25 protein-coding genes are annotated in these 25,139 nt (G+C 40.2%); 9 read left to right on the plus strand and 16 right to left on the minus strand.

Annotated elements, in window-relative coordinates:
- The first annotated feature begins 27 nt into the window (after nucleotides 1-27).
- On the plus strand, nucleotides 28-1,113 hold the full coding sequence (locus NCWK1_RS17470; protein ID WP_103125575.1) for a T3SS effector HopA1 family protein: 1,086 nt from the start codon (nucleotides 28-30) through the stop codon (nucleotides 1,111-1,113).
- Between the two features lie 85 nt (nucleotides 1,114-1,198).
- Nucleotides 1,199-1,645, plus strand: coding sequence for an acyl-CoA thioesterase (locus NCWK1_RS17475; RefSeq protein ID WP_103125576.1), 447 nt, complete (start codon nucleotides 1,199-1,201; stop codon nucleotides 1,643-1,645).
- A 47-nt stretch (nucleotides 1,646-1,692) separates the two neighbouring features.
- Here NCWK1_RS17475 and NCWK1_RS17480 read toward each other — a convergent pair whose 3' ends face one another.
- Genes NCWK1_RS17480 through menA form a run of 3 tightly spaced genes read right to left on the minus strand, consistent with a single transcriptional unit; the run spans nucleotide 1,693 to nucleotide 5,039 of the window.
- On the minus strand, nucleotides 1,693-3,123 hold the full coding sequence (locus NCWK1_RS17480) for a 2-succinylbenzoate--CoA ligase (protein ID WP_103125577.1): 1,431 nt from the start codon (nucleotides 3,121-3,123) through the stop codon (nucleotides 1,693-1,695).
- Nucleotides 3,108-4,100 (minus strand): o-succinylbenzoate synthase, encoded by a 993-nt coding sequence (locus NCWK1_RS17485; RefSeq protein WP_103125578.1) that lies wholly within the window; start codon nucleotides 4,098-4,100, stop codon nucleotides 3,108-3,110. Before NCWK1_RS17485 ends, NCWK1_RS17480 begins: the two co-directional genes overlap by 16 nt.
- A gap of 39 nt (nucleotides 4,101-4,139) precedes the next feature.
- A complete protein-coding gene (gene menA, locus NCWK1_RS17490; RefSeq protein WP_103125579.1) occupies nucleotides 4,140-5,039 on the minus strand; it encodes a 2-carboxy-1,4-naphthoquinone phytyltransferase in 900 nt (299 codons plus the stop codon).
- 450 nt (nucleotides 5,040-5,489) lie between these two features.
- Between menA and NCWK1_RS17495 the strand changes: the two genes are divergently transcribed.
- Nucleotides 5,490-6,905, plus strand: coding sequence for an isochorismate synthase (locus NCWK1_RS17495; RefSeq protein WP_096583731.1), 1,416 nt, complete (start codon nucleotides 5,490-5,492; stop codon nucleotides 6,903-6,905).
- A gap of 55 nt (nucleotides 6,906-6,960) precedes the next feature.
- Here the strand turns inward: NCWK1_RS17495 and NCWK1_RS17500 are convergent, their stop codons facing one another.
- The 4 genes from NCWK1_RS17500 to NCWK1_RS17520 all read right to left on the minus strand — a co-directional run bounded on the left by NCWK1_RS17500 (nucleotide 6,961) and on the right by NCWK1_RS17520 (nucleotide 9,865).
- Nucleotides 6,961-7,464 (minus strand): MogA/MoaB family molybdenum cofactor biosynthesis protein, encoded by a 504-nt coding sequence (locus tag NCWK1_RS17500; protein WP_096583729.1) that lies wholly within the window; start codon nucleotides 7,462-7,464, stop codon nucleotides 6,961-6,963.
- 167 nt (nucleotides 7,465-7,631) lie between these two features.
- Nucleotides 7,632-7,967 carry a photosystem II reaction center protein Psb28 gene (gene psb28, locus NCWK1_RS17505; RefSeq protein ID WP_096583727.1) on the minus strand — a complete coding sequence of 112 codons (336 nt, stop codon included), beginning with the start codon at nucleotides 7,965-7,967 and terminating at the stop codon, nucleotides 7,632-7,634.
- Between the two features lie 244 nt (nucleotides 7,968-8,211).
- On the minus strand, nucleotides 8,212-8,664 hold the full coding sequence (dtd, locus tag NCWK1_RS17515) for a D-aminoacyl-tRNA deacylase (RefSeq protein WP_103125581.1): 453 nt from the start codon (nucleotides 8,662-8,664) through the stop codon (nucleotides 8,212-8,214).
- Nucleotides 8,665-8,725: 61 nt separating this feature from the next.
- Nucleotides 8,726-9,865 carry a CobW family GTP-binding protein gene (locus NCWK1_RS17520; RefSeq protein WP_103125582.1) on the minus strand — a complete coding sequence of 380 codons (1,140 nt, stop codon included), beginning with the start codon at nucleotides 9,863-9,865 and terminating at the stop codon, nucleotides 8,726-8,728.
- 185 nt (nucleotides 9,866-10,050) lie between these two features.
- On the opposite strand from NCWK1_RS17520, the gene cysS reads away from it, so the two are divergent.
- The 3 genes from cysS to NCWK1_RS17535 all read left to right on the plus strand — a co-directional run bounded on the left by cysS (nucleotide 10,051) and on the right by NCWK1_RS17535 (nucleotide 14,830).
- Nucleotides 10,051-11,493 (plus strand): cysteine--tRNA ligase, encoded by a 1,443-nt coding sequence (gene cysS, locus NCWK1_RS17525; RefSeq protein ID WP_103125610.1) that lies wholly within the window; start codon nucleotides 10,051-10,053, stop codon nucleotides 11,491-11,493.
- Nucleotides 11,494-11,987: 494 nt separating this feature from the next.
- The gene (locus NCWK1_RS17530) at nucleotides 11,988-13,427 is read left to right on the plus strand and encodes a TldD/PmbA family protein (RefSeq protein WP_103125583.1); all 1,440 of its coding nucleotides are present in this window, start codon (nucleotides 11,988-11,990) and stop codon (nucleotides 13,425-13,427) included.
- 59 nt (nucleotides 13,428-13,486) lie between these two features.
- The gene (locus tag NCWK1_RS17535) at nucleotides 13,487-14,830 is read left to right on the plus strand and encodes a TldD/PmbA family protein (RefSeq protein ID WP_103125584.1); all 1,344 of its coding nucleotides are present in this window, start codon (nucleotides 13,487-13,489) and stop codon (nucleotides 14,828-14,830) included.
- A gap of 246 nt (nucleotides 14,831-15,076) precedes the next feature.
- Here the strand turns inward: NCWK1_RS17535 and NCWK1_RS17540 are convergent, their stop codons facing one another.
- The 5 genes from NCWK1_RS17540 to NCWK1_RS17560 form a co-directional block, all read right to left on the minus strand.
- Nucleotides 15,077-15,409 carry a Ycf66 family protein gene (locus tag NCWK1_RS17540; protein ID WP_096583719.1) on the minus strand — a complete coding sequence of 111 codons (333 nt, stop codon included), beginning with the start codon at nucleotides 15,407-15,409 and terminating at the stop codon, nucleotides 15,077-15,079.
- Nucleotides 15,410-15,417: 8 nt separating this feature from the next.
- Entirely contained in the window at nucleotides 15,418-15,786 is a 369-nt protein-coding gene (locus tag NCWK1_RS30180) for a hypothetical protein (protein WP_245894924.1), read from the minus strand.
- 158 nt (nucleotides 15,787-15,944) lie between these two features.
- Nucleotides 15,945-16,631 (minus strand): DivIVA domain-containing protein, encoded by a 687-nt coding sequence (locus NCWK1_RS17550; protein ID WP_146034004.1) that lies wholly within the window; start codon nucleotides 16,629-16,631, stop codon nucleotides 15,945-15,947.
- On the minus strand, nucleotides 16,517-17,092 hold the full coding sequence (coaD, locus tag NCWK1_RS17555; RefSeq protein ID WP_096583717.1) for a pantetheine-phosphate adenylyltransferase: 576 nt from the start codon (nucleotides 17,090-17,092) through the stop codon (nucleotides 16,517-16,519). The genes NCWK1_RS17550 and coaD overlap by 115 nt, the downstream gene beginning before the upstream one ends.
- 127 nt (nucleotides 17,093-17,219) lie before the next feature.
- The gene (locus NCWK1_RS17560) at nucleotides 17,220-18,137 is read right to left on the minus strand and encodes a histone deacetylase family protein (RefSeq protein WP_103125585.1); all 918 of its coding nucleotides are present in this window, start codon (nucleotides 18,135-18,137) and stop codon (nucleotides 17,220-17,222) included.
- Nucleotides 18,138-18,280: 143 nt separating this feature from the next.
- On the opposite strand from NCWK1_RS17560, the gene NCWK1_RS17565 reads away from it, so the two are divergent.
- Complete coding sequence (locus tag NCWK1_RS17565) at nucleotides 18,281-19,297, plus strand: mechanosensitive ion channel family protein (protein ID WP_096583713.1); 1,017 nt, start codon at nucleotides 18,281-18,283, stop codon at nucleotides 19,295-19,297.
- Between the two features lie 131 nt (nucleotides 19,298-19,428).
- Here NCWK1_RS17565 and NCWK1_RS17570 read toward each other — a convergent pair whose 3' ends face one another.
- The 3 genes from NCWK1_RS17570 to NCWK1_RS17580 form a co-directional block, all read right to left on the minus strand.
- The gene (locus NCWK1_RS17570; protein ID WP_103125586.1) at nucleotides 19,429-21,438 is read right to left on the minus strand and encodes an S-layer homology domain-containing protein; all 2,010 of its coding nucleotides are present in this window, start codon (nucleotides 21,436-21,438) and stop codon (nucleotides 19,429-19,431) included.
- A gap of 256 nt (nucleotides 21,439-21,694) precedes the next feature.
- A complete protein-coding gene (locus NCWK1_RS17575) occupies nucleotides 21,695-21,925 on the minus strand; it encodes a type II toxin-antitoxin system HicB family antitoxin (RefSeq protein ID WP_103125587.1) in 231 nt (76 codons plus the stop codon).
- Nucleotides 21,922-22,161: a type II toxin-antitoxin system HicA family toxin gene (locus NCWK1_RS17580; protein ID WP_103125588.1), complete on the minus strand. Its 240-nt coding sequence runs from the start codon at nucleotides 22,159-22,161 to the stop codon at nucleotides 21,922-21,924. Before NCWK1_RS17580 ends, NCWK1_RS17575 begins: the two co-directional genes overlap by 4 nt.
- A gap of 156 nt (nucleotides 22,162-22,317) precedes the next feature.
- Between NCWK1_RS17580 and NCWK1_RS17585 the strand changes: the two genes are divergently transcribed.
- Both NCWK1_RS17585 and NCWK1_RS17590 read left to right on the plus strand, forming a co-directional pair.
- On the plus strand, nucleotides 22,318-23,208 hold the full coding sequence (locus tag NCWK1_RS17585) for an alpha/beta fold hydrolase (protein WP_096583709.1): 891 nt from the start codon (nucleotides 22,318-22,320) through the stop codon (nucleotides 23,206-23,208).
- Between the two features lie 258 nt (nucleotides 23,209-23,466).
- The gene (locus NCWK1_RS17590) at nucleotides 23,467-24,471 is read left to right on the plus strand and encodes a serine/threonine protein kinase (RefSeq protein WP_103125589.1); all 1,005 of its coding nucleotides are present in this window, start codon (nucleotides 23,467-23,469) and stop codon (nucleotides 24,469-24,471) included.
- Here NCWK1_RS17590 and rimM read toward each other — a convergent pair.
- On the minus strand, nucleotides 24,454-25,110 hold the full coding sequence (gene rimM, locus NCWK1_RS17595; protein WP_103125590.1) for a ribosome maturation factor RimM: 657 nt from the start codon (nucleotides 25,108-25,110) through the stop codon (nucleotides 24,454-24,456). The genes NCWK1_RS17590 and rimM overlap by 18 nt on opposite strands.
- Nucleotides 25,111-25,139 lie beyond the last annotated feature (29 nt).

The raw sequence follows: 25,139 nt of genomic DNA on the forward strand, positions 1-25,139 counted from the left end.
CTCCTACTCCTTACTCTCCATTCAGCAATGCTAGACACTTCTACCAACCCTTTGTTAAATTCTCTGTTTGATATTGCGAGAAATATCCAGATTGAATCTAACTTTTCGATTCATCATCCTGACTATCAAACTTTTGCTTTACCAACAAAAATAGCAGATAGATTTCAGCAGAATTCTGCGGTTTTACAGCAAAAATATCTCACGTTGCTACTGCGTAATTTCCTATATGGGATTTATTACAACGGTTCTCTACAAAATGTTTTAGCTGTTAATTCTGATACAGCTAATGGCTTACCACAGCAGAATTTAGCTAATAATCCTCATTTGGGTATTGACTGGGAATTTTACGCCCAACTGCACAAAAGTAACTACGGAAAAGGATATTTTGACCATAGTTGGCAAGTATTACGACATGAGCCTGATGGGAGTATGGCGGTGACAAAATGTGGTTTAACGTTATATATTGAGCCAGATTGTCATCTGAAACCTCAGAGTAAATCTGCTAAACCGGGTGAGTCGGTATCTATTTGGATGCCGAAAAATCATCTACAAAATGGCTGTTATGTGGCGGTAAGTGATGTAGGGCAAGAACAGCAGAGTGTAGATGCGGAATTGGGAACAGGAAGAATCTATTTTAATATTACGGCAGATGGGGCGATCGCCCTCATGGATAGCCTAACGCAGCAACTCAACCAAGCCGCACTTCCCTTTACCTTTCAAGTACTTTACAATCCTAGAGCCTACGGACGCTACGACTCCGGCTTGCTTTATTTTGAACGAGAAGACTACCCAGCAATTCACCAAATTCTTCAAGCTGTTTATGCAGAACATCAATCGCATTTTCAGCCAGAAATCCCTTTGTTCACTAAGTTTTTAGCTCCAGGACTAAGTTTAGCTGAAGAACCAATTCAAAAATTCGCCGTGCAAGAAAGTTTTGGGATGAACCGATGTCAAATTGTCGCTCATGCTTTATTGGAAGTATGGCAAAAAGGTAAAGATGCAATTGAAGAGCGAATGAAGTCAATTGAAAAACACTTTGCTATCCATTCAGTTGACTTACAACGCCCTTATCTTAACCCTCATTCTGAAGATATATATTACCCCTTACATTGATAACTGACGTGATTGCAGTGAGATAATTTGAGATGGCAGGCTGAATAGTTTGCCATTTTGTTTTTTAATTTTTAATTATACAAAAATGTCTTTTATTTATAACCGTACCGTGCGCTTTGCAGATACCGATGCTGCGGGTGTAGTTTATTTCGCTAATGTTTTGAGCATTTGTCATGAAGCTTATGAAGCATCTATCGACGCAGCAGGAATAAATATCAAAGCTTTTTTTACTAAGCCTGCTGTTGCTTTTCCCATTGTTCATGCTAATGTTGATTTTCTGCGTCCAATGTATTGCGGAGATAAGTTAAATGTTAGTCTAATTCCCCAAAAATTGAGCGCTGACAAGTTTGAAATTGCTTACGAGATTAGCATTACAGAAGTACTAGTTGCTAAGGCAATTACTCGTCATGTTTGTATTGATGCGAATAGTAGAACTAAGCAAGAATTATCTGAGGAAATTATACAGTGGTTGGAAACGAAACGCAGAGACGCAGAGGGCGCGGAGAGGCGGAAATCCAGAGAGGTGATGTAAGGTTAAGTTATTACTAACAAACGAGTTGATTATCAGGGAGTAGAGCGCTATTTTAGTGTTGCCTGTTCTCTGTGATTGTGCAAAAATTCTGCGGCTATTTGTTGTAGTGCTTGACGATTAATTTTACCTTGAGCATTACGAGGTAAAGAATCAAGGCAAATCCAATATTTAGGAATTTTAAATTTACTGAGTTTATCTTGCAGTACAGTTTTAATTTCTAGAGTAGGAATATTAGCATCTATAGGAGTATATATAGCTGTTAATGCTTGTCCCCAATATTTATCGGGTACACCAATTACACAAACATCAGCAACCATTTGCGTGGCGCGGATAGCTGCTTCTATTTCCCCTGGGTAAACGTTTTCGCCACCAGTAATAATTTTGTCACTATTACGTCCGATAATATTTAGATAACCTTGATCATCTAAAAAACCTAAATCATCTACTTGTAAATAATCTTGATTTTCTCCAGGATGTGGATAATAACCAAGGGCTAAAGATGTGGCTTGAATAGTAATATTACCAATTTGATGAGGTTGTAAAACTTTACCTTGTTGATTGCGAATTGTGACCTGGGCATGGGGTAAAATTTGCCCACTGTTAATTTTACCTTGGAGAAAATCATCAGGTTTGAGGGTGGCAATTTGCGAGGCGGTTTCTGTCATACCGTAGGTTGGGGCTAACCTAATGTTGTGAAATCGGGCTTTTTCTAATAGTTCTTGCCAAGCTGGTGCGCCGCCTAACATTACAGTATGAAATTGGGCTAACCATTGGGTTAATTCAGAATTTTGTAAGAGGCGTTGTAGTTGAGTTGGTACTAATGAAAGGAAAAATTCTGATGGTTGAATAGAAGGTATTTGAATAGATTCTACAGATTTAAATGTAAAGATAACTAGTTTACCTCCAGTAGTGAAAGAACGCATAAATTGCATTAATCCACTAACATGATATAGAGGTAATACACAAAAAGAATTCACTTGCGTTAACTGGAAATATTCTGTAAATCCTTGTACAGATGCGGTGAGAGTTTCCCATGTGTGGATGGCGAATTTAATCTTGCCTGATGAACCACCTGTGGGAATCATGATTAGTTCTGAGTGCTGAATGCTGGGAGATGAGTGTTGAGTGTTGTTAGCGGTAGCAGGGCGTTCAGCCCGTGTTAAGTAGGTATGATAATCTATTCCCCAAATGATATCCGGTTGGACTAATGTAAATACTTGTTCCCATTCTTGTGTTCCCCAGTCGGGGTTACAGAGAAAAACTGAACAATTGGCTGCACAAGCAGCGAGGAAACTAGCTAAAAATTTGACTGGTTCGCGTTCAGCTAAGATAATTTTGAGTGGTTTATGATGTTGTTTTAATATTTCTGTGAGTTCTAAATATAATTTTTCAGCTATTGTTTGAAATTGACGGCTGTTGTCAGCAATTAACCAATCATTTTGAGTTAAATTTTGCAGATAAGTTAAAGGTTGTTCCATAGATTTTCAGGATTTGTTACTTCTGCTTGGGCAAAAAAATGATCAACGCCAAAACCAACTGCTCTGTGTTTACGAGATAATTTGACCGCTAGGTTAAGTGCAGCTTGTTTACCAATCTCAGTCTCAAAGACTGAGGAAAATACAGCATCAATTTCATGTTGTTGGCAAAACTGATGCAGCTTTGATGGTGAACCAACAATTGCGGGTTTGATGACGAAAATTCCTCGCCATCCTTGTTGATAACAACTGATGATTTGTGGAAGTGTGGCGACGGATTCATCTAAAGCGATCGCAGTTCTGTAAAATCTACTTAACTCCAACATCTTTGCTAATTCTGCAACAGCTAGGGGTTGTTCCAGAAATTCAATTTCTATAGGTAATTCACCCTGGATATTGTCGCAAGTCTCCAGCCATAATTTCGCTTCTGCATAACTGAGTCCACCGTTAGCATCTAGGCGGAGTTTGGCTGAGGGGGGTAAGCTATGAATTAAGGTATCAAATATTGCTAGTTCTTTGGCGATCGCATCTACACCAATTTTCCATTTAAATGTGCGATATCCTTTTTCCCACAGCGTTTTCCATTGTTGTAACGCCACTTCCCCCGCAGAAAGTAAGCCGCTACAAGTGAAATTATTTTCCACTCCTTCCCAACTCCTCACTCTCGCAATTGCTGATTCAAACCCAAACTGACAAGCGGGTAAACAATCAGGAATTGCCAAAATCATCTCAGATGTAATTTGGTTAGGTAGTTGGCGACAAAAATCTAACGCTTGTTCTAAAGTCTCTGAACCAAACCAACTGATAGGCGCGATTTCTCCCCAGCCAATTTTTCCTGCTTCATCTACAAGACGCAAAATAATACCCTCACGGGTATCCCAAACACCATAATGGGTAATGAGTGGTTTAGCAAATCTCCGTTGATAAGGACGAAACTCAAAAAGTGCTGAATGCTGAGGTACAAATTTATCTGCGTTCATCTGCGGTTAATTATTCTTTTTCGTACCTTTTGCAACCCATTAGCCGATGAAAAATCCTACACCTAATAACAAGCAACTCCAAAAATGCACAGCGACAGCGATGAATTTACAATTGCTAACTTTTTCTGGCTGGTTGTGATTTTGTTGGACATGGCGACATAATTTGATGGCGTAAGGTAAACTTAGCCAACTCAACAATGTCCATACTGGGAAAACTCCCAAAAGGATAAACAACAAGCAAAAAGGATAAATACTGGCGGTAAACCAAACTAAAACTTTTGCACCGTTAGCTGTACCTAAACGCACAATTGGCGATCGCTTCCCGGCGGCTATGTCATCCTTAACTTGGTGAAAGTGTGAACAAAACAAAATTAAGCTGGTAACAATCCCAACAATTACTGAAGCGGCAAAACTGGCGATAGACCAAGTTTGCGTTTGGCTGTAATATACCGCTGGTACTAGCAACGGCCCAAAGGCAAAAAAGCAGAGAATTTCACCTAATCCTTGATATCCTAGCCGAAAGGGCGGCCCTTGGTACATATAGCCTAAAGCACAAGCCAGTAACACCATGATGATCACAGTGGGGTCTTGTTGCCAAGTGGCGATCGCTAATATTCCTAGCAAACCAATCACCAAACATAGATTTGCTAACCAAAATATTAGTGACTTCTTTCCTGTTAAATTCACTAGTGAATGATGTTTATTCTGATCGATTCCTGTTTCAGAATCAAAAACATCATTGCTCATGTTTTCCCATGCCAAAATTAATATTGCTGCTACTAAAAACGTGATAAATACTGTTGTATTAAAAATATTAGTTTCGGCAAAAGCAATTGCTGTTCCTATCCAAATAGGCATAATTGCCACACTGTACATCGGCGGTTTAATTGCCGCCATCCACAGCTTACTTTTGGGATGTGAAATCTGCTTAGTAGTCATTATTTAACATTCATTGTTTATCAAAATATAATTCAGGAGTCAGTAGTCAGAATTCAGCAGCAATTTGTGATGATTGTATATGAATACATAGGTTTTAATCCACGAAAAAGCTAAAAATTACTGCACTACAATTAATGGCAGGTTGGAATACCCTACACTCTTGATTCTGATTACTGAATTCTGACTTCTGAATTCTTCTTTATTTATTTTACTCAGCAATTAGCACTTAACATTCAGCATTTTTTGGGATTGATTAACCATTCCTTAGTAAAACTTATTCTTTGATTACGCGTTGAAACTGAGCATAGCTTGTCAGCGTTTGATAATACCCTAAACAAAGCAAACTATACTCTGGTGAAATGTCTACTGAATATGTTACCTGTAGAAATAGACCATGATTAATTACACTTTAGGAAGATAACTTAAAAAAAATTTACTATTATTAGATCCATGACAGTTTCACCATGTCGTAACAACTTCTTTGTAACGCACAAAGACATATACCAATTTCTGTTAGCAGTTCACGAAAATTGCCTCAACAATAATTGTCGGCAAATTGTGAGTATTTCCCTAGAACTTGACTGGGTTGATCCTTTAGTTGTATTGGCTAAACTAGCGCAAGCAAATGAAATAAATTTTTACTTTGAGAACAGAGGTAAAGGAGAAGCGATCGCCGCGATTGATGCTGTCGCAAAATTACAAATTGATGGTCAAGACCGTTTTAATCAAGCAGAATATTTTATCAAAAATTGTCTAAAAAATATCATTAATTTTGGAGATATTCACCAACCTTTTGCCAGCCCTCGTTTTTTTTGTTACTTTAGTTTTTTTAACCAAAACATTCAATCAGACTATCCGTTTCCCTCCGCGACGATATTTTTACCGCGTTGGCAAATAGCCGTCAAAAATCAGCGCTGCATCTTAGTCGCCAACATATTAATAACAGCGAACGCTAATTTAGAAAAAATCTGGCATAATTTATGGAGTAAAACTGAACTTATTAATTCTTTAGAATATTTCTCGCCCAAACTGGATTTTTTATCCACACACTTTAGTAAGCAATCTGTAACGCAGGGTACAGAATTTAAACGTTCTGTTGTTTCAGCTTTACAAAAAATCCAGGCTAGTCATTTAAGCAAAATTGTCCTAGCAGATGCTTTAGATGTGCGAGCAAATCATCAGTTTGACTTATATAAATCATTAGATAATCTGAGACAAATCCATCCTAATTGTTATGTTTTTTCCACAAGTAATGGTAAAGGACAAAACTTTATTGGGGCAAGTCCTGAAAGATTAATTTGTATTCAGAATCAACAATTAATCTCTGATGCGTTAGCTGGTTCTGCACCACGGGGTAAAACGCCAGAGGAAGACGCTGCAAATGCAAATCGCTTACTCAACAGTGAAAAGGAAAGACACGAACACTCATTAGTCATTGATTTTATTACTCAACGCCTATCACAATTAGGATTATCACCGCAGGTATTACCGCCACGCTTGCGACAGCTATCTAATATCCAACATTTATGGACACCCATCAGCGCTATAGTTCCCGCTAATGTCCACCCCTTAAAAATTGTGGCGCAACTGCATCCGACACCAGCTGTGGCTGGCGCAGCCAGAGATGTGGCTTGTGCAGAAATTCGGCGTTACGAAAGCTTTGAGAGGGGTTTATATGCTGCGCCTTTAGGTTGGATAGACTCTCAAGGTAACTGTGAATTTATTGTGGGGATTCGTTCGGCACTAATCGATGGCGATCGCGCTAGACTTTACGCAGGTGCAGGTATCGTCGCCGGTTCTGATCCTGATAAAGAATTTGCTGAGGTACAACTAAAACTCCAGGCGTTATTAAAAGCGCTGGTTTAGCCAATGAATATTAGGAACCAGAATTGTAGCCAATCATATTTTGGATGGTGCGTTGCTATTTCCTCATCTGACTGACTAAATGAACGAGTTCAGGTAAAATTAGTTTTTCCATACCTAGCCGCACAGCATTGCTGGAACCAGGGAGAGAGAAAATTAATTTATTTTGATAAACACCTGCGACAGCGCGAGATGCGATCGCACGGGAACCGATTTCTTGATAACTTAAAAATCTAAATATCTCTCCAAATCCTGGGAGAGTTTTTTCTAATAATTTTTCAATTGCATCGTAAGTAGTATCTCTCGGTGCAATACCTGTACCACCATTAAAAATCACTACATCTAAATTGGCACTTTTACCCAGCGATTCAATTTGTGCTTGAATTTGGGTTGGTTCATCTTTGATAATTGCGTAGGCTGCAATGCTATGGTTTGCGTCTAATAGTAATTGTTGGATAAGTTGACCACTTTTATCTGTTTCTGAAGTGCGTGTGTCGCTGACGGTAACTACCGCACAATTTACCAGAATTTTTGCCGCGTCTGGATGTGGTTGTTGCATCATCCGAGTTTCAATTTAGAATTTTGGATTGGTTTCACCGATTTATCTGAGAGAAGAATGAAGTATGTTCGCCTTTGACGTTCGCGTACCACTTCGTGAGAGCAAGCTACGCATAGCGTCTGAGTTTATTTCAGACTTCATCCTTCATACTTCAAACTTCAGTTTGACTATTAAGATTTGCTGAATTCCAAACCGTTTGCTTGAGCAAATCGCTCCATAAAACGGATAAAGCGATCCCACTCATCAACAGATTTCATAATATGAACAGCTTCTAATGCTTCGGCTTTACCATTGACGAATCTAGCTTTAACTTCGCGGGTAATTATTTCGCCTTCTTCGTCTAGCATATACATCCCAGTGACTTCTTCAGTGCTACCTTGGTCTAAAATTTTGGGATTTGTAAAAATAAACGTTGCTGTACCAGTATCACCACTACGCGATCGCGTCAAACGTACATCTGGTAACACATTTTCGTCAAGACCTCTAGAAAATTGGATTTTTGCCATGATGAAAGAATTTAAAGTTTTGTGATGGTTGATTTAATATTCTCTCATTATTTAGAACTCAGTAGTCTATTTAAAAAGGCAGGAGGCAGAAGGCAGCGCGTTGCGGGGGTTCCCACACCACATGCTTCAAGTCGGCAGAGCCGCCCAACGCAGTGGCTCCCCGTTGTAGCGACTGCGGAGAGGCAGAAGGCAGAAGGCAGGAGGCAGAAGGAAAGAAATTTCAATCTTGTCCTCCCTGGCTTCTTTACGTTGCTTCCCGTTCTAGTAATAAAGTGACAGGGCCATCATTTTCGATATCAACTTGCATCATTGCGCCAAATTTCCCTGTTTCTACCTGTAAACCACTAGCGCGTAACTTGTTAACAAAGCTGTTATATAAATTTTCTGCGGTTTGAGGGGATGCAGAACGGTCAAAAGACGGACGGCGACCTTTGCGACAGTCGCCATAAAGAGTAAACTGACTGACTACCAACAATTCACCCTTAATTTCTTGCACAGATTTTTGCCATCTGTCTCCACCTTCTTCATCGGGAAACAGCCGCAATTCTAAGCATTTGCGCGCCATCCAGTCGAGTTCTGCATCTGTGTCAGTATCGGCAATACCGACGAGTAAGTTTAATCCTCGTCCAATTTTGCCAATAGTTTCACCGTTAACAGTAACTTGAGATGATTTCACTCGCTGGATGATAACGCGCATAAATTTAAAGTCAAAAGTCAAAAGTCAAAAATATTCCTTTTTACTTTTTACCTTTTACTTTTTACTTTTTGAAGCCTTTACCCCGACTGACGGAAGGTAAACAAATGCAGTTTTCTATCTGAGAGATTAAAGTTTCGCGGTCGAGATTTTGACCAATTAGCACTAGCTGGTTCTTGGGTTCACCTTTCCACTCATCATCATCTAAGGTGAAGCGTTTACCGCACAGGTGGAAAATGTGGCGTTTGGGACTTTCATCAAACCACATCACACCTTTAGCGCGGAAAATGTTGGTTGGTAATTGGTTATCTAGAAAATACTGAAACTTCCTAATAGAAAATGGCTTGTCACTTTGGAAGGAGATGGAAGTGAAACCATCATTTTCTAAATGGTCGGAATGGTGGTGATGGTGTTCATGGTCGTGGTGGTCGTGACCGCAGGTGGAATGGTCATGGTCATGGTGGTCGTGACCACAGGTGGAATGGTCGTGGTCGTGATGGTCATGATCGTGATGGTCATGACCATGCTCATCAACGGTGTCAAAATATTTGTCAGACTCAAATAATCCTACACTGAGAATTAATGCGAGTGGTACTTGCGATCGCTGGGTACGCAAAATTCTTGCGCCTTCTTTGACTTCGTTGATTTTCTTCTCTAACTGGGTCACAGTTGCTTCATCAACCAAATCGGTTTTATTCAACAAAATCACATCGCCGTAAGCAATTTGGCTGTAAGCTGCTTGGGAGTTGAATAAATCTAGGCTGTAGTTAGCTGCATCTACGACAGTGATAATCGAATCTAGACGGGTTAAATCCCGCAGTTCTGTGCCTAAAAATGTTAAGGCCACAGGTAAAGGATCTGCTAGTCCGGTGGTTTCTACTACTAGATAATCTAGCTTTTCTTCCCGTTCTAATACTTTATAAACGGCATCAACTAAATCATTGTTGATGGTGCAACAAATACAACCATTACTTAGCTCCACCATATTATTATTTTCATCGGTGGAGATAATTAACTCGTTGTCGATGCCAATTTCACCAAATTCATTCACTAACACAGCGGTTTTTAAACCCTGTTGGTTTGTGAGAATATGATTTAGTAAGGTCGTTTTGCCGCTACCAAGAAATCCAGTAATAATTGTTACTGGTAAACCTTGTTTCGGCGCATTCATGGGTTGAGATTCAGAATTCACTGCTGTTTGCATAGCGCGGTTATCAAACAAATCAAAAAATATCAAACTTCTTTAAGTTGCGGCTGTGCTACCGGAAATTCAAATTCACAAAAGGTAGCGCAGATAGGCCAGAAAACACTAGCATAGGGATGCTGGATAAACTTCCCAGCGACTTAACCCTATTATTGCGTATCCCTCTATTGCCGCATTACTCTGTTATGACCTTAACTGTTTACAATACCCTTACCCGTAGTCAAGAACCGTTTAAAACAGTCGAACCAGGCAAGGTTAAGATGTATTACTGCGGCGTGACGGTTTATGACTACTGCCATTTGGGTCATGCTAGAGCTTGCATTGTTTGGGATGTCGTACGCCGCTATCTCCAGTTTATCGGTTATGAAGTGCGCTATGTGCAGAATTTTACTGATGTTGATGACAAAATTCTCAACCGTGCGCGACAAGAACACTCATCAATGGAGGCTGTAGCTGAACGCTTCATTAAAGCATATTTTGAAGATATGGCACGGTTGGGAATCAAAGAAGCTGATGAATATCCCCGCGCGACACACACGATGAACGGGATTCAGCGTTTAATTCATGAGTTGGAAAATAAAGGTTTTGCCTATCCATCTGATGGGGATGTTTACTATGCTGTGCGCCAGTTTGCTGAGTATGGGAAGCTTTCTGGTCGCAGGTTAGAAGATATGCAAGCGGGGAAAAGCGATCGCGTTAATATAGAAGACGCAGAATATCAAAAGAAAAAATACCCCTTTGATTTTGCTTTGTGGAAAGCCGCCAAACCTGGCGAACCTGCTTGGGAATCACCTTGGGGTGCTGGTCGTCCGGGATGGCACATTGAATGCTCGGCGATGGTGCGCGATCGCCTGGGTGAGACAATAGATATTCATGCTGGTGGTGCTGACTTAATTTTCCCCCACCACGAAAATGAAATTGCCCAATCAGAAGCCGTCACAGGTAAACCTTTAGCAAATTACTGGCTGCACAACGGTATGGTAAAGGTGGACGGGGAGAAAATGTCCAAGTCTTTGGGCAACTTTACCACTATCCGCGACTTACTTGATCGCCATGTTGATCCAATGGCAGTCAGGTTATTTGTGCTGATGGCGCAATATCGTAAGCCTATTGATTTTACCGATGATGCGATCGCTGCTGCCACCAACGGCTGGCACACCCTGAAAGAAGGTTTACTATTTGGTCATCAATACGGTAAAAAACTAGGCTGGGAAGTTAATTCTTCCCTACTCCCTGAATTTGTTGAACGCTTTCGAGAAGCTGTCAACGATGACTTTAATTTCCCTGGTGGGGTAACAGTTTTGTTTGAATTAGCCAAAGAACTCCGCCGTGAAGGAAATATCCTGGTTCATGAAGGCAAAACTGACACACCAGCCGACGAACTGCAAAAACAATGGCAAACTCTGGTAACTTTGGCAGAGGTTTTAGGTTTAACTGCCGAAATTGAAAATGCTACCCCTGCAACTGATGGTCTTAGCGATGCGGAAATTGAAGATTTGATTCAACAACGCCAAGCTGCTAGGAAAGCGCGGAATTTTGCCGAAGGCGATCGCATCCGTAATGAACTACAATCCCAAGGTATTACCTTAATTGATAGTCCTGAAGGTACTCGCTGGCACAGAAATTAATCTGAAGTATAGGCTTTTGTCAATCTCACATTGCAGTTTTTATCTGAAAAACTCAACTACAAAAGCCTTTTTCTCGCTAAAATTTCCACGAAGAAACTCAGTTTTAAATACAAAATGTTATGTTTTCGTAACATGGCAAATAGTCAGAATCATTAATTCTGGCTACTAACTTCTTTAACAAGGTTTCTGCATTATTACACTAAATCGAATTTTTAGAGTGTGTGGTGAAAACAGTCTTGAAAAAGTATCTCAGGTCTGATAATTTACATCGATTAGGGTAAAAGTACAATAATCTAAATTAGTATCAAATACAACCAATTGTGTAAAAAACCGAAAATTTCCTATGCTTTGCAAAAAGCATAGAAAATTAGATAACTTATCCAATAACTGGTTATTTGATAGCTAAACTAGGATTAGCTGAACGAATAAAATAGCCTTCATAAATAAAGCAAATTGTCAATAATAAATTAACTAAATTTTGCATCTAAATTATTATGTGGTCTGAACTAACAAAAGCGATCGCTAAATTTGATATTCCGGCTGATTGGATTGGTATCAGAGCAGTCAAAGAAACAGCCTCGAACCGTTATGTACGTGATGGTATTCCCCAAGCTAATGGTAAATCTACCACCGAGGGAGCCATGATTGAAGTTTTAGTGAATGGCTGTCTGGGTTACGCCGCTACAAATTCTTTAGAATTTGCTTCTTTAGAAGCTACTGCCCAAATAGCTTACAAGCAAGCACTCGCAGCAAGTAAATGGTGGATATATCCGTTTCAAGAAACCGAGCGTCCCAAGGTTGTAGGTGAATACAACTCGCCCTATTTAGAACCATTAGACGCGCTGAGTCCGGGAGAAATCAACGATTTGTTGGTGCGGATGTGCCGAACACTCAAAGTTCATGAAAAAATTGTGCAAACCACAGCCAGCATCAGCACTAGTGAGCGCGAAAGTTGGTTTGTCAGCAGCAACGGCTCAGAAGTCTATCAAAAGTTTATCTCCTTGGGCAGTAATTATGGTGCGATCGCCCAAGACGGAGCCATTGTCCAGCAACGCACCAACAACGGTTGGCAAGCACACTGTTATCAAGGTGGATGGGAACTTTTAAGACAAGAAAATTTATGGCAACGAGTACAGCAAGTAGGAGAACAAGCTATAGAATTGTTGACTGCGGCTGAATGCCCAAATATACGCACTAACCTAGTCTTAGCGCCAGACCAAATGATGCTGCAAATCCACGAAAGTATCGGTCATCCCTTAGAAATTGACCGGATTTTAGGAGATGAACGCAACTATGCAGGCGGTAGCTTTGTCACCACCGACGATTTTGGTCAGCTAGTCTATGGTTCGCCACTGATGAATATTACCTTCGACCCCACAGTTCCAGGTGAGTATGCCAGCTATGCTTTTGATGATACAGGTGCAGTCGCCACACGGGAATATGTTATTAAAGAAGGCGTATTAAAAAGAGGTTTAGGCAGTTTAGAAAGTCAAGTCAGAGCCGGAATCCCCGGAGTTGCTTGCGCCCGCGCTTGTTCCTGGAATCGACCAGCAATTGACCGCATGGCTAACTTAAACTTAGAACCAGGAAACGCCACCTTTGACGAAATTATTAGCGGTATTGAACACGGCGTTTACATGGAATCAAATCGGTCTTGGTCAATTGACGATCGCCGTTATAAATTCCAATTTGGTTGCGAATATGCCAAATTAATTGAAAATGGGCAACTCACCAAAACTCTCCGCAACCCCAATTATCGCGCCACAACACCAGAATTTTGGCACAGTTTAATCAAAGTTGGTGATACTCATAGTTGGCAAATGTATGGTACTCCTTACTGTGGTAAAGGCGAACCCAATCAAGCCATTTGGGTAGGGCATGGTTCACCAGTTTGTGTATTTGCTGATATTGAAGTCTTTGGGGGAGGAAGTTGAGAAAGTCAAAAGTATGACTTTTGTAACTTTATTCCGAATTACGAATTAATAATCTACCAATGAAAGAAGAATTAACAGCTTTAGAATTTAGCTTCAATCAGGTTTTAGAAACTCTACTCATCAAGAAATTAGAAGGTGAGGAATTTACCCTCAAACTTAGTAGTGAAAGAAGTCAATTTACTCGATTTAATCATGCCAAAGTTAGACAAACTGGCTGTGTAGCAGATGGTTGCATTCAACTGACTTTAATGGCAGATCAACGCAGTAGTTCTCGACAGTTTACTTTTACCGGAAATTGGGAAAAAGACTCACAAAAAGCATATAAAGCCTTACAAGAATTACGAGAGGAATTGCCTGTATTACCCATTGATCCTTATTTAGTTTTACCTTCAGGAAATAATACTAGTCGAGAAGTTCATTATAGTAATTTATTAGCACCAGAGACAGTAGTTTCTAGCATATTAGATGAAGTGACAGAATTAGATTTTACTGGAATTTATGCTGGAGGTGTAGTAATTAAAGGCTATGGAGATTCTAGTGGTCAAAAACATTGGTTCGCTACCGACACTTTCACATTAGATTATTCTTTGTTTAGCAGTTCTGGACAAGCTGTTAAAGGTACATTTGCCGGAAGCCACTGGGATTTAGCTAACTATACAGCAAAAATCAGTGAAGCCAAAAAACAACTACAATTACTATCTCGTCCAGCAAAAGAAGTGCCTAGAGGACAATATAAAACTTATTTTGCACCTGCGGCTGTGGCTGATTTATTGCAGATGCTTTCTTGGAGTGCTGTGGGTGAAGCAGATATCCAACAAGGTAACAGTGCTTTAGCAGCATTATCCCGAAAAGAAAAACAGTTGTCTGCCAAATTTAGTTTACAGGAAAACTTTCAACTAGGTTTAGTGCCGCGCTTTAATGAATTAGGTGAAATGGCAGCACCAGAATTACCAATAATTGAAAATGGAATTTTAGTAAATAGCTTAGTTAATTCTCGGACTGCTAAAGAATATCAAAAAACTGCTAATGGTGCGAATAGTTCCGAAACCTTACGTACACCAGAAATCAGACCAGGAAATTTAAGATTAGAGCAGATTTTATCTAATTTAGATACAGGCTTATATCTCTCAAATTTACATTATTTAAATTGGAGCGATCGCCCCACAGGTAGAATTACAGGTATGACCCGTTACGCCTGTTTTTGGGTAGAGAACGGCGAAATCATTGCACCTATCGAAAATCTCCGCTTTGACGACAGCCTCTATCGTTTTTGGGGAGAAAATTTAGTTGATTTCACTAACTTTCAAGAATTCATCCCCGAAGTCGGCACTTATGACAGCCGCCAATTAGGTGGAAGTTTAGTTCCTGGGATGTTAGTCAATGATTTTACTTACACTTTGTAAATCAAGTAAAGTGCTGAGGAGCTAGTATGTTGCGGAGGTTCCCTGCGTTGTAGCAATTGGCGTTGCTGATTAACAGCGTGTAGCTTGGGTATAACTTAGATGATCGCTTCTCTAGGTTTGGCGGCGTTGGGAGAATGTACTTCTAAAAGAATAGTGCGATCACTCTGCACAATCAGCGCATTTTCTGGGATGTAAGTCATGGGTAACAGAAAGAAAGCTTGTAGTTAAATAATTCTTAGTTTGTGATTACCGATTTCTATAACCACCATTAATAACAATATCTTTAATACATAAATAAATAATCAACACAGTTAGTAAAAACTGCATAAATTGTAAAATAGGGTCTAATCGCCAACCTTGAAAAACCAGAATCAAACCAGAAGTTAGCAGAAAAATAGGAATAATTATAGTTTGAAAAACATAAATAATTAAAGATAAAGTTTCCAATCTTCTAGCACGTTGAATCAGCAGAATTATCATAGCCAGTATGTAAGCTACAGCAAAAATAATCTGCATAAAACCAATCAAACTGGCTACATTCAAACCGAAATTTACTTGCAGTAAAATTAATTCGTTCATGAGAAATTCTAACCACTCAACGCAATACTATAACCCAATTTTTTTACGGCATTACGAAATTTAGTTTCTGATTCGCTGGGAATAACTAAATGCTTTTCTCCAGCTAAGAAACACAGCTTTTTCGTGCGGGAATTGTTGGCGATTAAAACAGCTAAAGCTGCATCAGCGCATTCTATCAAGCGGGCTTGGCCGCGTTCACGTATTTTCCACTTCCATTCTCGCCACAATTGTTGCAGATTTTCCCCCACAAGATGACGCTGAATCAACGCAATTATTTCTGCTTTATGAGTGGGTTTGCTATTAGTATTCAGTAATGCTGCCAGCTTTTTTAGTTCATCAACAGTGGTAATGCTTAACTGATCCTGATAGTAAGGCATAGTTCTGCACTGCAAATAACCTGCGATTTTCAACCTATAAGCAAGATAGGGTTAGAAAAATCTTACAGTAAAAGTGCGGAATTAATAGTCATTAGTTATTTGTCATTAGTGAGAAATGTTTAGTTAAGATACTAACCTTTAGCCTCTAACCTTTAACCTCATTTCTTTCTCGAAGAATAACCTTGAGATTGATTTTCTTGGCGTAATTGTTGTCTGCCATTGGTGATAATTCTTAACATATCTTTGAGGTCTTGCTCGATATTTTCCAGGACAGTATCAGCGTATTGATCAGCACCATCTTCAATTTCTTGAGCTTGAGCGATCGCAGTTTGTCGCATTTGTTCTAATTCTTCCATACAAGCTTGTCGGCGGCGGTCAATTTCGGCGATGGTTTCTTGCATCATTTCCTCGCATTCTTGCTGGGTTGTTCGCCGTAGTTGTTCGGCTTCTCGTTCTGCCTGCCTGAGAATATCGCTTTCTGCCAAAATTTGCGCTCTTTTGGCTTGGGCAGCTTCGACAATTTGCTGTCCATATTCTTCCGCTTCTAACACCACTTCTTGCTTGTGTTGCATAATCGCCGAGGCTTCCTGAAACACAGAGGGCAAGGAAACGCGAATAAAATCTAGCTGTTCAAATAATTTTTCTTCGTCGATTAATGTGCGCCCTGTGAGAGGAACGCGCCAACTAGACAAAATCAAATCTTCTAATCGGTTGAGTTCCTGCTGAATGTCTACACTTCCGCTTCGGGAATTGTCCCCGTTGCCGACTCCATTGGAATACTCTGGAGGGGCGGGATAACTGCCGTTGTGGTTGGGTTCGCTATTGGATAGTTGTGGTTGTAGCATTTGTATATATCTAAAGCAATGTGCGGGGGAACAAGATGATCGACAGAACCACCAAATCTTGCGATCTCTTTTATCACACTACTACTTAAAAAACTATACTCATTTGATGTTGCGAGAAAAACTGTTTCAATTTGAGTAGACAGAGTTTTATTCGTGTGAGCCATCTGTAATTCTACTTCAAAGTCAGAAATTGCCCGTAAACCTCGTAACAACACCTGTGCTTGGCGCTGTTGGGCATAATTCACAGTCAAGCCATCAAAACTATCCGCTTCGACGTTTGGTAGATGCTGCGTAGCTATCCGAATTTGTTCTAGTCGTTGCTGTACCGTGAATAACGGCACTTTATGAGGATTCCGCAGCACAGCTACAACTACCTGATCAAACAGCCGACTACCACGTTGAATAATATCAAGGTGTCCTAAAGTAATGGGGTCAAAACTGCCGGGATAGATAGCAATCACAATATTCTGATGTATCAAAGTTATTGAGGTGATTATACCGAATTACTCTATGCTGAGTTGAAAGTGCTGTTAGCGGTAGCGGGGCGTTCAGCCCGTGCTGAGTCAAAAGTACTATAACCTGTTACCCCTAAAGTCTATACTGTCGGTAAACTTCACTAGCGGCACGATGCAACAGAGAATGTCGCCATACTAAAGATTGCATATCATCGGCGTATCCACCACCAATTACACAGGCGACTGGATAACCTGCACTGACACAGGTAGTTAAAACCTGCATTTCGCGGCGGAAAAGGCCAGTATCAGTTAAAGCCAATTTGCCCAAGCGATCGCATATATGGGGATCAACACCTGCGTCGTAAAATATTAAATCGGGCTGGACATGAGATAACAAATCTGGCAAATATTTTGCCAAAGTTTGTAAATAAGCATCATCTTCCATTCCTACAGGGAGAGGAATATCTAAATCACTGTGTTGTTTTGTACCGGGAAAATTGACTTCACAGTGCATTGAGAAAGTAAACACACTTGCATCATCACCAAAAATAAAAGCCGTACCGTCTCCTTGATGCACATCCAAATCGACAATCAAGATTTTCTGCACCAGCCCCAGTTTTTGCAAAACACGAGATGCGATCGCTAAATCATTGAAAATACAAAAACCAGATCCATAACTGGGAAAAGCATGATGAGTTCCGCCAGCTGTATTGCAAGCTAAACCCTGCGCTAAAGCCATCTGGGCAGTCAGTATCGTACCACCAACCGCTACACAGGTACGATTCACTAAAGCTGGACTCCAAGGCAAGCCAATACGACGTTGTGCTTTCGCATCAAGGGTTCCCTCACAATATGCTCTAACATAATCTGGCGTATGCACTAACTCAATCAAATCTTGCGGCGGAAGTTGTGGAGTGTGAAACTGTTCTGCCTGTGCTACCCCATCCTTGAGTAATAATTCATACAATTTACTAAACTTAGACATCGGGAAACGATGCCCTTCCGGTAAAGGTGCAACATAATTTGGGTGATAAATTATGGGCAAGTGCATATTATGTATTTTTCATCATATTTCTGATGCTAAATATACCTCAAGGTGAATAAATTACTGTATTTGTCAGATGAGATTCACTAATAATTGTTTTATAATATTTTTTTAATTTTTGTCGTTAAACTGAAGAAATCAAATTAATTATGACGCAATGGATTTTACCGATCGCACTTATTGTAGTCAGCTTGATCACTGGAATAGTTTGTGAAAAATTTTTGTTCAAAAATTTCAAAAAAATCATTTTTCAGAAAAATATTCCTGGAAGCAGAATCATTTTTCAAGCTTTACATCATGTAACCTTTATTTGGTTTATTTTGGCAGGTTTGTCATCAGCTTTAGTGGCTGCACCTAATATTAATCCAGAATTAAAACTGCTGCTCCAAAGAATTATCACAATTACTTTTCTACTTTCAGCCACATTAGTTGCATCCAGGCTAACTGCTGGTTTTGTAAATTTATTTACTCGTAAAACCGAAGGCGTTTCAGCTTCACTAATTTCTAATCTTGCTAAAACTGCCGTTTTAATTTTAGGTACATTAATTATCTTACAAACACTAGGTGTAGAAATTACACCCATAGTCACCACTTTAGGAATTGGTGGTATTGCTGTTGGTTTAGCACTACAAGATACTTTAGCAAATTTATTTTCGGGTTTTTATCTAATTATTTCTAAACAAGTTAGAACTGGAGATTATGTCAAACTAGATGCTGGACATGAAGGTTATGTTACAGATATTAATTGGCGGAATACTACTATTAAAGAGCTTTCCAATAATGTAGTGATTGTTCCTAATTCTAAATTAGCATCGGCAATTTTTATCAACTATCATTTGCCGGCTAAAGAAATCACTTTAACAATGAATGTTGGCGTGAGTTACGACAGTGATTTAGAACAAGTCGAGAAAGTAACTGTCGAAGTTGCAAAAGAAGTGATGCGGGAGATTGCACCGGAATTAATGGAAAATCAGCCATATATTCGATTTCATACTTTTGGTGATTTCAGTATAGATTTTACTCTTTATATGCGGGTGAGTGAATATTTTGATCAAAGAATGGGTAAGCATTTATTTGTCAAGAAATTGCATAAACGTTATCAAGAGTTAGGGATTTCCATTCCATTTCCTATTCGGGATGTTTATGTGCAGAATAATTCAAATTAAAGGCATAAAAAATCTTTGCAAAAAAAAGTAAAAGGTAGACAACCAAAAATGATTTTTACCTTTTACATTGGAGTTTTATCCTACTGTGCATTGGTAGAAACAGTATTTATTGTTTCTACAAAACTTGAGTCTTACCTTCTACCGGGAGTTCTACCACCTTCGTCGTTACTACCACCGTGAGGATGAGAGTTACCTGGGTCACAGCCTTCAGAACCATTACCAATGCCTTGGTTACAATGACGGCGGAGTTTTCTATCTTCAGTGACACTATTTTCTTCAACTTCAGCTTGCTGCTGTGTTTGTTCAACAGCATACTGAGAGTTAATCTCGACAGCTTCGCCAGTGCTGACTAACGCTTTATATATCAAAGCCACAACTTCGGCTCGTGTAGCTACCTTGTCAGCATTGAGAGTCTGAACATTGGGATAATTAACAACAATACCTCGTTCTGTCAGTGCAGCGATCGCATTTCGTACATCACTCCGAATAGTTGCAGCGTCAGAGTATGCAGCCAAAATTGACTCTGTGGAACCACTAAAGGTATAGTTTAGCCCGCGTGCTAACGATAGCAGCACTTCCAAACGAGATAAGGCTTGGGTGGGATTGAATTTATTCCCAGAAATTCCTAAAAAGCCTGTAGAATAAGCTTCACGGATGGCACTGTAAGCCCAATATTTTGTAGTTACATCTCTAAAGCTCACGGCTTGACGAATGTTGACCTTTTCAAAGGCTTGACTAATCATTGCCGCAAATTGGGCGCGAGTCACTTGTTCATCGGGGCGGAAAGTACCATCAGGAAAACCTTGAATTACTTGCAAAGCTGACAACTCTGCAATAAAGTCATTAGCCCAGTGGTTAGTTGAGACATCGCTAAATTTAACCTGGATACCTTGAGCTACGCCGATGGCGCGGTAACTCATCATCATTTGACCGATGTCATAACTAGAACTATCATCATCGCTGACTTCATTGAGTTCTACTAAGCGACCGGGTTCAGCTTTTAACGCTTCTGCTAAGTTGTAACTAAAAGTGCTAATTGTTTGACGAGCTAAGGCGAATTTCCCACTAGTAAAAGAAGAAGAGTAAACGCTATTTGTGGCAACGGATGATAAACCTTCTGCCTCAAACTGACTAACATTAACAGTTTGGGAACTGCTAAGGAAAGTTACTCGTTGGTCGCTAACTTGGGTGAAATAGTCATAAGTGCTAGTCCCAGAGTCTATTGTGCCGTCTTCATCAGCATCAACTCCGTAGACAGTGCGGACAACTTGATATTCACTGGGATTAGCAGACAAAACTAAGTTCACGCTACTGAATGCTGACAAACATTCAAATTCGCTGTAGCCAATAAAACGGTTTTGAGTGTCGTATAGTCTGACAACTACGCGATCGCCTGCTTTGATACCTTTAACAAATTTCGCCTTGTGCTTCAGTTTGTATTTGTAATCACCCAAAAATCTTTCTTTTAAGAAGTCCTTGTGGCGTTTTGATTTTACAGAAATACGAGCAATTACTTCCGAAAAGTCACCAGATGCTTGCAAAATAGCGAGGCTAAAACCTGTCTTTTTCGCCTTGACTGCTGTACTAGCAGCACTAACTTCGGTACTGCGTTGAGCAAGCACTGTGCGTTTGATAGCAGTTCCACTGGTTTGACGAGTGCTAGTTTCTCGACGACTAATCAATGTTGTCAAGCTCTGGGTAGACTCTTCATCTAATTTGGCGACACTTCCCGATTCATCAGTCCGGTATACCCAAACTTGCTTGACGTTGGCAACCACTACGTGCCAGCCAGGTACTATTGCTTGAGAGCAGTTGTCATCCGCTTTTAAACCTAAACAGCCATCAGACCAAGTTTGCTGTTGGGCTTTAACGACACGTAAAGCAGAAGTTTTTGTACCTGTGCGATCGGAAATATCCTGTAAAACAGCAACTTTTACTGATTCTGGCAAGTCTGAGCTATTGCTGCTTAACTCATCAGCTAACAGTTGTTGGCTTGTGGAGTTAACGGGTGTTTGTGCAATGGTGGTAGAGAACCGAGGAGCTGCGGCTGCTGAAAAGATTGGCGATAACATTGCTACAGAAGTTGCAGCAACAATCACTTGACTCAAATGAGCTAAAGAACGAGTTTTTATGTGTTTCATCTCACACCGTACCAATCGGCTAGTAAGTGAAGAGAATATGAATTCCCTTGACTTATTAATCCCTTTGTGTAGATGAAACTAACATTCCTATAGAGAATTTGGATTACTTAACAATAGTGCGATCGCTTACCCTTTCACGACTTGTTAAGAATGGGTGTGAGGGTGTAGGGGTAATGGAAATCTGATTAAAAATTTACACTTGTGAGTCTACCCCTTCACCTGTCCCCAAACCCTTCATTTGTGCTAAGTAAAATCCTTAAGCAACTTGCAACGGTTTTGTAGGCAACATTCGCGGTTCTGGCAGTGGTATATTATCTTCAGTCAGCATTTCTACAAAAGCTTCAATTACTTCCTGACCATTTTTGGCAGCTTCCTCGTAAGTTCTACCATGAGTATGAAATTGTTGCCAGGGAAACTCAGGCAAGTGAACTAAGAAAAGTTGATCCTCTTGTGACCATTGAATCACCATGCTGTAGCGATAGATCATTCCTCATCTTCCTCGGTTGCAAGTTTTTCGAGTTCTTCTAACTTTTTCAGTACTCGTTGAATACCTCTTTCTAAATATAGTGGAGCATCATCACCATCTTTGCCAGGAATAGTAAGGGGTTCTTCCGGTAGCATTGGATGTTTCCAAAATGTATGACTTCCTTTGCCTCGTCCTGGCTGAAGGATATACCCAGCTTTTGCCACCATTGCTTTTAATTCTCTGATTTTTTTTGGCATTGCCCCTTAGCTATCAATTCCTCGCGTATTATAATCCTGGAACAGAATAGTGCGATCGCCTACTTTTTTAAGGTACTTTCTCAAATAACACATCAGCGCTCTGCCCAAAATTCTCTAGACTTTACTATATAAAGTAATAGTTTAGGAATCTTAATAATGACTGGAACCACACAGCAGTTACCTTCAACTACTTTAGAAAAATTCTTTTGGACTTGGCAGGGGCATAAAATTCAATATACTGTCATGGGTACAGGCAAGCCTTTGGTTTTGGTTCACGGCTTTGGGGCTTCTATCGGACACTGGCGCAAGAATATTCCCGTGTTAGCTGATGCTGGTTACAAGGTATATGCAGTGGATTTGTTGGGTTTTGGTGGTTCCGATAAACCGCCGCTGAATTACTCTGTGGAAATCTGGGTGGAATTACTCAAAGATTTTTGGACGGCGCATATTCAAGAACCTGCGGTATTTATTGGTAACTCTATTGGCGCACTGATTAGCTTGATAGTGTTAACAGAACATCCAGAAATTAGCGCTGGTGGGGTTTTGATTAATTCGGCGGGTGGGTTGAGTCATCGTCCCCACGAATTGAACCCACCATTACGCATTGTGATGGCGACTTTTAATAAAGTAGTGCGATCGCCTATTACTGGTAAATTTGTCTTTAACCGCATTCGCCAAAAAGCCCAAATTCGCCGTACCTTGTACCAAGTTTACCGCGATCGCGCCGCTGTCACTGATGAATTAGTTGATTTACTTTATACACCCTCTTGTGATCCGGGAGCGCAACAAGTTTTTGCATCTATCCTGACTGCACCTCCTGGCCCTAGCCCAGAGGAACTTTTACCCAAAGTGGAACGTCCTCTATTAGTGATTTGGGGTGCTGATGATCCCTGGACACCAATTACTGGGGCGAAGATTTACGAAGAGGCGCGGGCGAATGGCAAAGATATCAAAATTGTTCCCATTCCTAACGCCGGTCATTGTCCTCACGATGAAGTTCCAGAGCTTGTCAACACTCAAATGATTAATTGGTTAACACAAATCTGAAGTCTGAAGTCTGAAGTGTTAATTTAATCGTTATATTTTATACTTCGTGCTGTGTACAATTTTCTCTCAAACCTAACCCCCAACCCCTTCCCTACCAAGGAAGGGGAGCAAGACTCAAAGCCTCTCTCCGTTACGGGGAGAGGTTTGGAGAGGGGTTTTAAGAATAACTTGCACATCGCATTATTTCAGACTTCATTTGCCGGGTGAGTACCTTTTATCTTATGGCACCTTGACAAAATCAAACTCAGGTGGTGTGTAATGGAGCTTGATGTGCGTAATAAAGGGAAAATTCCCGTCAGTCAGCATCCAGATTTTTCTGTGCAAGGCTATCAAGTGATTCGAGAACTTGCACGTAATCACGAAGCTGGACGCATTGTTTACCTTGCTTATAATTGTCAATCTCAACAACCAGTAGTCATTAAAGAGTTCAGTATTGACCATGAAACTACTGATTGGTCAGGTTCAAAAACTTACGAACGTGAAATTGCTCTCTTACAGCAACTGGAACATCCTCGCATTCCTCGCTACATAAATTCTTTTGCAACCGCAGAGAATTTTTATTTAGTGCAAGAGTATAAGCAAGCTAGATCTTTGAAAACAAAATGTAGTTTTTCGGCAACGGAAATTAAGCAGATAGCCATCTCACTCTTAGAAATTTTGGTTTATCTGCAACAGCAAGTTGACCCAATTATTCATCGGGATATTAAACCAGAAAATATTTTAGTTGATGAGCAACTCAATGCTTATTTAGTTGATTTTGGTTTGGCTCGCCGACAAAGTACCAAAATAGCTTTAACTACCTTATCCACAGGAACTCCTGGTTTTATTCCCCCAGAAGAACAGTTTGGTTATGCTTTGACACAGGCTTCAGATTTATATAGTGTTGGGGCAACATTGATTTGCTTACTCACTAATACTCATACCGTGAAAATTAGTGATAGCAGCTTACAATTTCCCAAATTAGCACCTCATCTTCATCCAGGTTTTCGTTCATGGTTGTTGACGATAGTGCAACCTAACGGGAAAGACCGCTATCCCAATGCAGCAGTTGCTTTAACAGCACTCAAGTCAATTCCCGTTACGGGTAAGGCTTCTATTCTCGAAATTTTAATGGCTGCGATTAAGTTGAAAAAACGCACAGCTATGTTTGCTTTAGCTGTTATGGGGATGGGCGCAGTAGCAGTCACAACCTTAGTTTTTTCACAACCCGGTGGTGCAACCCAGCAGTTAGAAGAAAGCCAATCTTTAATTGATTTCCAGTAAACCTGGCGGCGGTAGAATTTCCACGCGCCGAGATGCTATATCTACGACGGGTGTAATTTCTTTGACAAAGGGAATTAAAACTTTTTTGTTGGCTTTTTCATGATTGAGTAATTCCACTTCTAATAAATCATTACCTGCGGGGATCACATCTACCACTTTCCCCAACAGTTCACCGGATGCTTGTAGATAAACTTCCAAACCAATTAAATCGACAACATGATATTCATCTTCGCCTAATTCGGGGCGATCGCTTTCTGGGACAAATAACCGACAATCACGTAATTCCTCAGCTTGGTTGCGCGTTTCTACGCCAGCTATGGTAATTACGTATAAATTTTTGCCCTCGACGTAACGACCATCCAATAATTCTATAGTTTGTAGTTCTGTTTGGCCAGGACGCAACATCCAACGTGTTCCCGGTACTTCAAAGCGTTCAGGAAAGTCAGTTTCTGGATACACTCGCAATTCTCCAGCCAACCCTTGAGGCGCAACAATTTTCCCAATTGCCAACCAATCATCTAATTTTAGATTTTGGATTGTTGATTTTGGATTAGCATTTGGGGATGGAGTTTTTTTGCTTTTTTTCTTGCCCTGTGGTTTCCTACTATTCTTCGGTTTTTTTGTCTCTTCGCTATTCATTCCTGTTGATCCAATTTAATAAAGACAGA

Origin of the sequence: Nostoc cycadae WK-1 (assembly GCF_002897135.1) — a bacterium.
Taxonomy (GTDB): Bacteria; Cyanobacteriota; Cyanobacteriia; order Cyanobacteriales; family Nostocaceae; genus Nostoc_B.

Coding starts and splice junctions, on each gene's coding strand:
- NCWK1_RS17470 (WP_103125575.1), top strand. CDS start 28: ATGCTAGACACTTCTACCAACCCTTTGTTAAATTCTCTGTTTGATATT.
- NCWK1_RS17475 (WP_103125576.1), top strand. CDS start 1,199: ATGTCTTTTATTTATAACCGTACCGTGCGCTTTGCAGATACCGATGCT.
- NCWK1_RS17480 (WP_103125577.1), bottom strand. CDS start 3,123: ATGGAACAACCTTTAACTTATCTGCAAAATTTAACTCAAAATGATTGG.
- NCWK1_RS17485 (WP_103125578.1), bottom strand. CDS start 4,100: ATGAACGCAGATAAATTTGTACCTCAGCATTCAGCACTTTTTGAGTTT.
- menA (WP_103125579.1), bottom strand. CDS start 5,039: ATGACTACTAAGCAGATTTCACATCCCAAAAGTAAGCTGTGGATGGCG.
- NCWK1_RS17495 (WP_096583731.1), top strand. CDS start 5,490: ATGACAGTTTCACCATGTCGTAACAACTTCTTTGTAACGCACAAAGAC.
- NCWK1_RS17500 (WP_096583729.1), bottom strand. CDS start 7,464: ATGATGCAACAACCACATCCAGACGCGGCAAAAATTCTGGTAAATTGT.
- psb28 (WP_096583727.1), bottom strand. CDS start 7,967: ATGGCAAAAATCCAATTTTCTAGAGGTCTTGACGAAAATGTGTTACCA.
- dtd (WP_103125581.1), bottom strand. CDS start 8,664: ATGCGCGTTATCATCCAGCGAGTGAAATCATCTCAAGTTACTGTTAAC.
- NCWK1_RS17520 (WP_103125582.1), bottom strand. CDS start 9,865: ATGCAAACAGCAGTGAATTCTGAATCTCAACCCATGAATGCGCCGAAA.
- cysS (WP_103125610.1), top strand. CDS start 10,051: ATGACCTTAACTGTTTACAATACCCTTACCCGTAGTCAAGAACCGTTT.
- NCWK1_RS17530 (WP_103125583.1), top strand. CDS start 11,988: ATGTGGTCTGAACTAACAAAAGCGATCGCTAAATTTGATATTCCGGCT.
- NCWK1_RS17535 (WP_103125584.1), top strand. CDS start 13,487: ATGAAAGAAGAATTAACAGCTTTAGAATTTAGCTTCAATCAGGTTTTA.
- NCWK1_RS17540 (WP_096583719.1), bottom strand. CDS start 15,409: ATGAACGAATTAATTTTACTGCAAGTAAATTTCGGTTTGAATGTAGCC.
- NCWK1_RS30180 (WP_245894924.1), bottom strand. CDS start 15,786: ATGCCTTACTATCAGGATCAGTTAAGCATTACCACTGTTGATGAACTA.
- NCWK1_RS17550 (WP_146034004.1), bottom strand. CDS start 16,631: ATGCTACAACCACAACTATCCAATAGCGAACCCAACCACAACGGCAGT.
- NCWK1_RS17560 (WP_103125585.1), bottom strand. CDS start 18,137: ATGCACTTGCCCATAATTTATCACCCAAATTATGTTGCACCTTTACCG.
- NCWK1_RS17565 (WP_096583713.1), top strand. CDS start 18,281: ATGACGCAATGGATTTTACCGATCGCACTTATTGTAGTCAGCTTGATC.
- NCWK1_RS17570 (WP_103125586.1), bottom strand. CDS start 21,438: ATGAAACACATAAAAACTCGTTCTTTAGCTCATTTGAGTCAAGTGATT.
- NCWK1_RS17575 (WP_103125587.1), bottom strand. CDS start 21,925: ATGATCTATCGCTACAGCATGGTGATTCAATGGTCACAAGAGGATCAA.
- NCWK1_RS17580 (WP_103125588.1), bottom strand. CDS start 22,161: ATGCCAAAAAAAATCAGAGAATTAAAAGCAATGGTGGCAAAAGCTGGG.
- NCWK1_RS17585 (WP_096583709.1), top strand. CDS start 22,318: ATGACTGGAACCACACAGCAGTTACCTTCAACTACTTTAGAAAAATTC.
- NCWK1_RS17590 (WP_103125589.1), top strand. CDS start 23,467: ATGGAGCTTGATGTGCGTAATAAAGGGAAAATTCCCGTCAGTCAGCAT.
- rimM (WP_103125590.1), bottom strand. CDS start 25,110: ATGAATAGCGAAGAGACAAAAAAACCGAAGAATAGTAGGAAACCACAG.